This window comes from Streptomyces sp. A012304 (genome assembly GCF_026008495.1).
GTDB lineage: Bacteria > Actinomycetota > Actinomycetes > Streptomycetales > Streptomycetaceae > Streptomyces.
This window is the reverse complement of record NZ_BQUN01000099.1, coordinates 89797-94718: the sequence shown is the minus strand read 5'-3', so window position 1 is coordinate 94718 and position 4922 is coordinate 89797. Positions and strand designations below refer to the sequence as shown.

Below are 4922 nucleotides of genomic sequence, written 5' to 3'. Positions count from 1 at the left end.
CCCCCCGGCCCCCCCCCGCCCCCCCGCCGCTGGTCATGGACTGGCTCGCGGCCGCCGGCGGACGTGACACCGACGCCGCCCGCTACCGGGTCGACTACCACGCAGACACCGACACCGTCGTCCGCGTCACCGGCCCCGACCCGGCCGGCACCGACCCGGACTCGGTGCGCCGCCCGGTGCGGACCTACGCCGTCGCACCGGGACGGAACGAGGTCCGCGTCGCCGGGCTCGCCACCCCGCAGGGGTGGGCCCGCAAGGTCACCTTCGACGCCGCCGGCCGCCTCGACACCGACACCGACGCCACCCGCCGCACCACCCGGTACACATGGACCGAGGACGGCCGGCCGCAGACGCTGACCGACCCGGCCGGGCGGCTGACCACCACCGTCCACGACGCGTCCGGCATGCCGGTCGGCTCCTACGGCCCCGGCCCCCGCGCCTGCTTCGGACCCGACCTGCGCCCGCTCAGCCCCGCCCCCGCCGGCTGCGCGCGGATCCCCGCCCGGACCACCGAGCTGGGCCCGGCCGGTCTCACCACGGTCCGCGCCGACTCCGACGGCGTGCCCCGGCTGGTCACCCAGACCCGCCTCAACGAACTCGGGCTGCCCGCCGCCCTGGTCACCGACCCCGACGGCCTCGCCCTGACCACCGCCTACGCCTACGACGAGTCCTTCCGCCCGGTCACCGAGACCAGCCCGGCCGGCACCCGCAAGACGTTCGCCTACTACGGGCCCGACGAGAGCGCCGACAACCCCTGCACCGAGGCCGACGACCCGGCGCCGCAGCGCGGCATGCTCAAGTCCATCGCGCTGCCGGCGGGCGCCGACGGCTCCGCCCGGGTCGAGAAGTACGTCTTCGGCGCGCGCGGCCTGCCCGTCGCGGTGAACTTCGGCGGATCCGACTGGACCTGCGTCCACTACGACGACCGCGGCCGGATCACCCGGATGTCCATGCCCGGCAACGCCAACCTGCCGGCCTGGAGCGTCGCCTACGACAGCGTCTTCGGCGGCGACCCGCTGACCCTGCGGGCGACCCAGCACGACCACACCATGACCAGCACCGTCGACCTGCTGGGCCGCACGGTGAGCTACACCGACGGCCAGGGCACCCGCACCCGCACCGGCTACGACCGGGCCGGCCGTGCCGTCCTGGAGACGGTGACCCCGCCCGGCGCGGGCGCCACGCCGCAGGTCAGGCAGACCCGCTACGACGCGGCCGGCCGTGTCCTCGCCGTCGTCCTCGACGGCAGGCAGCTCGCCACCGCCGGACACGACGCCGCGGGCGCGCTGAAGGACGTGCGGTACGCCAACGGCACCCGGCTCGGCGTGGAGCGCGACCCGGCCGGACGGATCACCGCCAAGAACTGGACCCTCGCCGACGGCACCGCCCTGCCCACCCGGGTGACCCGCTCGCAGTCCGGCACCGTCGTCGACGAGTCCGTGGCCGGCGGCGACGCCCGCCCGGGCGGCCCCGACTTCCAGTACGACACCGCGGGGCGGCTGGTGCGCGCCTGGATCACCGGACACGAGTACGTCCGCGACTTCACCTCACCGGCGGCGGGCGACTGCCCGACCGGCAGCCGCGCCCGGTCCGGCGCGAACGGCAACGTCGTCCGGCTCACCGACCGCACCGCCGACGGCACCACGGTCACCGGCTACTGCTACGACGACGCCGACCGGCTCCTGGCCACCACCGGGGACCACGCCGTCACCGGCCCCGCCTACGCCCTCAACGGCCACCTCACCGGCTACACGGCCGACGGCACCCGGCTGACCCAGCGTCAGGACGCCGCGGAGCGCTACCTCGGCGCCCGCGTCACCGGCGCCGACGCCGCGGACGTCACGTACACCAAGGACATCGCCGACCATGTGATGGCCCGCACCGCCGCCACCGGGGCGGGCACCCAGCGCCTGCGCTACGGCCACACCGACATCGGCGAGACCGCCCTGGACCTGGTGCTCGACGACGACCGCCGACTGCTGAACCGGGTGATCGGCCTGCCCGGCGGCGTGGTGCTGACCCTCGACTCCGGCCGGGACGGCGCGACGCCCACCACCTGGAGCCACTCCACGGTCCGCGGCGACGTCTTCCTCCTCACCGGCGACGACGGCCGCCGGCGCGGCGACCTGTACCGGTACGGCCTGTACGGCGAGCCGCTGACCGCGGACGGCACCGTCGACCCGCGGCACCTGCCGGACAACCTGCCCGGCGACTTCGACTACGGATGGCTCGGCCGCCACCAGGTGGGCACCGAGCACGCCGGGTCGCTCTACAACGTGGTGCTCGACACCCGGGTGTTCAACCCCGCCTTCGGACGGTTCTCCGCCCCGGTCGCCTCGGGCCCCTTCCTCAACCCCTACGAGTACGCGGCCGGTGACCCGGTCAACCACACGAGCATCAACGGCTACAGCCTGGACGTGGAGAAGGAATGATGACGACGCCTTTCACCGACGCCGACACCGAGCTGGTCGAGCACCACGGCACCCGCCTGGTGCGGGTGACCCCCCGACACGGCGGCGACCACCGCGCGTGGTTCACCGCCAACACCCAGGCGCTGCGCGCGGCCATGTACGAGCACGCCGCGGTCATGGTGAAGGGGAGCGGCCTCGCCGAGCAGGGCGAACTCGCCGAGATCGCCGAGGAGATCGGCGGCCGGACCCTGGAGTACAACGAGCGCTCCACCCCGCGCAGCCGCGTCACCGGCAAGGTATACACCTCCACCGAGTACCCGCAGGACCAGACCATCCCGCAGCACAACGAGAGCGCCTACTCGGAGAACTGGCCGCACAACGTGTTCTTCTTCTGCGCGCGCGCCGCGCAGACCGGCGGCGAGACCCCGGTCGCCGACAGCGAGGCCGTCCTCGGCGCCCTCCCCGCCGACCTGGTGCGCCGGTTCGAGGAGAAGGGCGTGCTCTACACCCGCACCTACCGCACCGGCATGGGCCTGTCCTGGCAGGAGGGCTTCCAGACCGACGACAAGGGCCACGTCGAGGCGTACTGCGCCGAGCACGGCATCGAGAGCGAGTGGGACGGCGACGTGCTGCGCACCCGCACCCGTCGGCCCGCGGTGATCGCGCACCCCGTCACCGGCAGGAAGGTCTGGTTCAACCAGGCGCACCTGTTCCACGTCCACGCCCTGCCGGAGGCGGTGCGCGAGGGCCTGCTGGAGATCTGCGGCGAGGACGGGCTGCCGCGCAACGCCTACTACGGCGACGGCACGCCCATCACCGCCGACGAGATCGAGACCGTTCTCGGTGTGTACGACGAGCGGACCTGGGCCGAGCCGTGGCGGACCGGCGACGTGCTGATGATCGACAACCTCCTCACCTCGCACGGCCGCCGCCCCTTCACCGGCGAGCGTTCGGTCCTGGTGGCCATGACCCAGCGGACGGCGGACGCGGCATGACCACCGTCGCCGACACCCCCACCGACGTCGATCTCGCCGGCGTCGACCTCACCGACCCGCGGACCTTCCTCGACCGGCAGGACGAACTCGTCGACATCTGGCGGCGGTTCAGGACGCACAGCCCGGTCCACTGGCATCCGGTGCGGGATCGGGCGGTCCCCGGTTTCTGGGTGCTGTCCCGCTACCGCGACGTCATGGAGGTCTACCGGGACAACAAGCGGTTCACCTCCGAGCGGGGCAACGTCCTCGCCACCCTCCTGGAGGGCGGCGACTCGGCGGCCGGACGGATGCTCGCCGTCACCGACGGCCCGCGCCACCGGGAACTGCGCAACGTCCTGCTCAAGGCGTTCGCGCCGCGCGCCCTGCAGCCGGTCGTCGACGGGGTGCGCCGGCGCGCCGACCGGCTGGTGCGCGAGGCGGTGGCGCGCGGCACCTGCGACTTCGCGCAGGACGTCGCCGAGCACATCCCGATGGCGACCATCGCGGACCTGCTCGGCGTGCCCGCGGCCGACCGGGACTACCTGCTCTCCCTCACCAAGCAGGCCCTCAGCTCCGAGGAGGAGGAACAGGGGGAGGAGGAGGCGCTGGTCGCCCGCAACGAACTCCTGCTGTACTTCTCGGACCTGGCCGACGAACGCCGCCAGGCGCCCCGCGACGACGTGGTGAGCGTGCTCGCCGCGGCCACCATCGACGGCGAGCCGCTCACCGAGCAGGAGATCGTCTTCAACTGCTACAGCGTCATCATCGGCGGCGACGAGACCAGCAGGCTCTCCATGATCTGCGCGATGCACGAGCTGATCACGCATCCGGGGGAGTGGCGCCGGCTGAAGGCGGGCGAGGTCTCCGTGGACAGCGCGGTCGAGGAGGTGCTGCGCTGGGTCACCCCGGCCATGCACTTCGGCCGCCGGGCCCTGACCGACGTGGAGATCGCCGACCGCACCATCCGCGCCGGGGACGTCGTCACGCTGTGGAACAGCTCCGCCAACTACGACGAGGAGATCTTCGACCGGCCCGAGATCTTCGACCTGGGCCGCACCCCCAACAAGCACGTGTCGTTCGGCTACGGACCGCACTTCTGCCTCGGCGCCTACCTGGGCCGCGCGGAGATCCACGCCATGCTCACCGCGCTGCGCACCCATGTCGCCGAGGCCGGACTCGCCGCACCGGGCCGTCCCATCCACTCCAACTTCCTGCACGGCTACAGCAGCCTGCCCGTCACCCTGCGCCCGGAACGGTAACCTCCCCACCGGCTTCGAGCCTGCCGAGTGCCCCGCTTTCTCCGAGCGGGGCACTCGTGTTTTCGCCGCCTCCGTCTCTTCCGCCGCGGGTGGCCGAAACCCCGCGTGTACAGCGCGATGAGCATTCTTCGATATGGCGCCGTCGGCGCTTCGAAGTTTTTCATGAGTCGCCTGAGCGGCCGAATTTGCTTCGTAGGGTGGGCCGGGTCGCCGCCACTGCCGCCCCGGTCGGCGAGCGATTTTCCACGGGTCTCGACGCATCTACTCAATCGGAGTGA

At 72.9% G+C, this 4922-nt stretch carries 2 protein-coding genes and 1 pseudogene; all 3 read left to right on the top strand.

Translation table 11 applies throughout. From position 1 onward, the window contains the following. A pseudogene (locus ALMP_RS25200) lies at positions 1 to 2432 on the top strand (hypothetical protein); the annotation flags it as partial. Beyond that, complete coding sequence (locus tag ALMP_RS25195; protein WP_264932081.1) at positions 2429 to 3406, top strand: TauD/TfdA family dioxygenase; 978 nt, start codon at positions 2429 to 2431, stop codon at positions 3404 to 3406. The pseudogene ALMP_RS25200 and the gene ALMP_RS25195, both read left to right, overlap by 4 nt. Further along, positions 3403 to 4644 carry a cytochrome P450 gene (locus tag ALMP_RS25190; RefSeq protein ID WP_264932079.1) on the top strand — a complete coding sequence of 414 codons (1242 nt, stop codon included), beginning with the start codon at positions 3403 to 3405 and terminating at the stop codon, positions 4642 to 4644. Before ALMP_RS25195 ends, ALMP_RS25190 begins: the two co-directional genes overlap by 4 nt. The last annotated feature ends 278 nt before the right edge of the window (positions 4645 to 4922 follow it).

What these genes read in the sequence shown, in the direction of transcription:
- ALMP_RS25195 (WP_264932081.1), top strand. Translation starts at nt 2,429, where the DNA reads ATGATGACGACGCCTTTCACCGACGCCGACACCGAGCTGGTCGAGCAC.
- ALMP_RS25190 (WP_264932079.1), top strand. Translation starts at nt 3,403, where the DNA reads ATGACCACCGTCGCCGACACCCCCACCGACGTCGATCTCGCCGGCGTC.